This is a genomic window from Vibrio sp. 10N.222.48.A3 (assembly GCF_041475345.1).
Lineage (GTDB): Bacteria > Pseudomonadota > Gammaproteobacteria > Enterobacterales > Vibrionaceae > Vibrio > Vibrio tasmaniensis_A.
Genome location: NZ_JBFRVX010000533.1, coordinates 1 through 3,187, shown reverse-complemented (window position 1 = coordinate 3,187; position 3,187 = coordinate 1). Strand labels below are relative to the sequence as shown.

At 44.4% G+C, this 3,187-nt stretch carries 3 protein-coding genes; 1 reads left to right on the top strand and 2 read right to left on the bottom strand.

Features of this window, described 5'->3' with window-relative positions:
* The coding region (locus AB4653_RS15430; RefSeq protein ID WP_372104645.1) for an Ig-like domain-containing protein at positions 1-494 on the bottom strand (494 nt) is incomplete at its 3' end.
* Between the two features lie 450 nt (positions 495-944).
* On the opposite strand from AB4653_RS15430, the gene AB4653_RS15425 reads away from it, so the two are divergent.
* Entirely contained in the window at positions 945-2,531 is a 1,587-nt protein-coding gene (locus AB4653_RS15425; RefSeq protein ID WP_009845503.1) for a BCCT family transporter, read from the top strand.
* Between the two features lie 142 nt (positions 2,532-2,673).
* Here AB4653_RS15425 and AB4653_RS15420 read toward each other — a convergent pair whose 3' ends face one another.
* Positions 2,674-3,036, bottom strand: coding sequence for a RidA family protein (locus tag AB4653_RS15420; protein WP_009845504.1), 363 nt, complete (start codon positions 3,034-3,036; stop codon positions 2,674-2,676).
* Positions 3,037-3,187: the final 151 nt, after the last annotated feature.

Below are 3,187 nucleotides of genomic sequence, written 5' to 3'. Positions count from 1 at the left end.
GCAACAACCGAAACCTGATGGCTACCAGACGTTGCAGCCCAAGCCGCTTCGAAAGGTGCAGCTGTTACAACCGCAACTGAAGTTCCATCAATGAAGAATTCAACCGAGGTAACACTGCCGTCAGAATCTAGCGCCGTTGCACTCAACACCACGTTATCGCCTTCAGTGATTATGTCAGAGGCTGATGGAGTCGTTAACGAAGCCGTTGGCACTTCATTGGGCGTACCACCACCGCTACACACATCAACCTTCTTCCATTGTGCATGGTCACCTTCGAATTGGTTTGGGTTGTTATTTTGATTCCAATAATTGGCTTTGTAAGCACTACCGTCATGTGAAACTTGATCGCCGCCGGTGTAAACCGTGGCAGGATCCCACGCTTCTAACGTTGAGCAATCCACAGCCGCATAGCTATTGAAAGCCATTAAGCATGACGCAGTGAGAGTACTGAGTGTAAAAACCTTTTTGGCCACTCTTCCTTGATTTAGGTGCATGTTTGCAGTCCCTTAAGTTGTTGTTTTAAGATATTTAAAGTAAATGACACTTTTTTTGCCACTTAAATTCCTTCGCAAAACAACTGTAGGTAACAGTGCCAATTAAACACCTAAAATATTCCTTATTTATAAAATGACTCGCATTAATTTGTTTATAGCATGCAATGACTCGACACTTATTTTGCACCAACAACTAATATTAATTTATTTCGCAAAGCTAAAAAAATAGTGTCTCAAAATTTAGAAATATGATTTAGATTCGATGAGAATTCGTATCAAAACTAACCAAAAAGTAGGGAATTAGGGGCGATTTGAGATTATTTTATGAAATTGCCCACTTTTGGATAACAAATATGTTAGTATCAGCGGCTTTTTTGACGAGCCTCACATTTTTATCCGAATGTGGGAGAAATACATAGGCTTGAAAGAGCCAAATATAGCGAAGAAATAATGTCCAACTTGACGCAAGTCGCCAACGAAAACATCAACGCAGAATCTACTTCTATCGATTTCAATAGAGCTCAATCTTTGGGTGAAAAACTGGAACTCGGAAACCCAGTCTTTTGGCTGAGTGGCAGTTTCCTGACCCTCTTTGTCATCCTTGCTTTCACCAACACCTCCGTATTGTCCGAACTTGTCAACATCGGCTTTAGTTACTCAACTAAATGGTTCGGTGCTTTCTGGCAAGTCCTACTACTACTCAATTTCATTATCGGTTTAGTGCTTGCACTAAGTCGCACAGGCCATGTTCGTTTAGGGAAGCTTGCCCTACCAGAAATGACCACGTTTAAATGGATGTCTATCGTCCTATGTACACTCCTTGCGGGTGGTGGCGTGTTCTGGGCAGCTGCAGAGCCAATTGCTCACTTTGTTTCAGCTCCACCGCTGTATGGCAATGCAGACCCTCAAGCGATGGCATTCAATGCACTATCACAATCTTTCATGCACTGGGGTTTCCTTGCATGGGCTATCTTAGGTGGTCTCTCTTCGATTGTGCTTATGTACTTGCACTACGAAAAAGGCCTTCCTCTTAAGCCACGCACCCTGCTTTACCCAGTACTGGGCGACAAGGCAATCAACAGTTGGATTGGTAACGTCGTTGATGCGTGCAGCATTGTGGCAGTAGCCGCAGGTACAATCGGCCCTATCGGCTTCCTTGGCCTACAGATCAGCTATGCGTTGAGCGAGCTGTTTGGGATTTCTGATAGCTTTGCTACCCAAAGTGTCGTTATTCTATTCGCTATTGCAATGTATACGCTGTCGGCATTAAGTGGTCTAAGTAAAGGCATCCAACTGGTAAGCCGTTACAACATCATCTTATCGGTGTGCCTAATCGTTTACATTCTCCTTGTTGGCCCAACCAGCTTTATCATTGATGGTTACCTACAAGGCATCGGTGAAATGGTCGACAACTTTATCCCAATGGCGCTATACCGCCAAGATACTGCGTGGCTAGGTGGCTGGACTGTATTCTTCTGGGGTTGGTTCTTAGGTTATGGCCCAATGATGGCGATCTTCATTGCTCGTATCTCACGTGGCCGAACTATTCGCCAAATGATCGTTTCTATCAGCATCGTTGCACCGCTTGTGACTTGTTTTTGGTTCAGCATTGTTGGTGGTAGTGGCTTAGCGTTTGAATTAGAGAACCCAGGCGTAATATCTAGCGCATTCGAAGGTTTCAACCTTCCAGCTGTACTACTAGCTATTACTTCGCAACTACCGTTCCCGACTCTGATTGCAATCCTGTTCCTTATCCTGACGACCACGTTCATCGTGACCACAGGTGACTCAATGACCTACACCATCAGTGTAGTAATGACTGGCACAACAGAACCTAACTCAGCAGTTAGAACATTCTGGGGCGTCATTATGGGGGCAGTGGCTATCGCGCTTATCTCAATGGGCTCTGGCGGCATCTCAGCTCTGCAGTCGTTCATTGTGATCACTGCCGTTCCTGTTTCGTTTATCTTGCTGCCATGTCTATGGCATGCACCGAAGATCGCGAAGCAGATGGCAAGAGATCAAGGCCTCGCTTAATACCTAATCCGATTTAGTTTCGGATAGCGTAGAACACTAAAAAGCCACTCAAGTGATTCACCTGAGTGGTTTTTTTATCTGTTCGCTGTCGACTTTATTAATAGTTATGTCTACTAGCGCTTGTATCTACCGAGATTTCGGCTTATTGAAACTTTTCACCAGCAGCAACCATGAATGACATCTCAACCAATAGTTCAGGGTTAGCGAGTTCTGCTTTCACGCACGCACGGCTTGGCGCGCAGCCTTCAGGGAACCACTCTTCCCACACTTCATTGAGTGCATCAAAGTTAGCGAAATCCGTTAGGTAAATAGTCACTGACAATACACGAGATTTATCGCTGTCTACCAAACTCATCATTTCTTCAGCTTGTTCGAAGATTTGCTGAACCTGACTCTTAATTCCTGCCGTTGTATCCGTCTCTGGTACTTCAACAAAGCTTGCAATACCGTTAAACACAGTCACATCAGACCAACGCTTGGTCGGGTTAATTCTATGAATTTTCACTGGTTATACTCTTCTTATAATTAGGGTGCACATCAGCGTAATCTAATCCAAATTCCTAACATTGAAAACAAAAATTAGAAAGCTCGTAGTACCGGCTAAACAGCACTATCGCCAACCTATGACTTTGGTGTTCAACATCACTAGCCTACGC

Bases quoted from the DNA above. Each gene is read 5' to 3' on its own strand.
- AB4653_RS15425 (WP_009845503.1), top strand. From the start codon at position 945: ATGTCCAACTTGACGCAAGTCGCCAACGAAAACATCAACGCAGAATCT.